This window comes from Pseudomonas sp. SIMBA_067 (assembly GCF_046534675.1).
GTDB classification, from domain to species: Bacteria; Pseudomonadota; Gammaproteobacteria; order Pseudomonadales; family Pseudomonadaceae; genus Aquipseudomonas; species Aquipseudomonas putida.
In genome coordinates, this window is sequence record NZ_JAWRYH010001171.1 from 1 (window position 1) to 243 (window position 243).

Sequence of the window (243 nt, forward strand, 5' to 3'; positions counted from 1 at the left end):
CATCAGGCAGGCTAAAACGGCTAAAAAACAACAGGAAGCCGTTATGAGTCACACCCCCTCTTTACAAAAGCCGCCGAAAAGTGCCGCCCGAACCATCTTCACCGTCACCAGTGGTAACTTCCTGGAGATGTACGATTTTATGGTATTTGGCTACTACGCCACTGCCATTTCAAAAACCTTCTTTCCCGGCGTTGACCCGTTTGCCTCCCTGATGCTGACCCTGATGACTTTCGGTGCCGGCTT

At 51.0% G+C, this 243-nt stretch carries 1 pseudogene; it reads left to right on the forward strand.

The annotated features are described in order from the left end of the window. Positions 1 to 43: 43 nt before the first annotated feature. Positions 44 to 243, forward strand: a pseudogene (locus SB765_RS32965) (hypothetical protein); the annotation flags it as partial.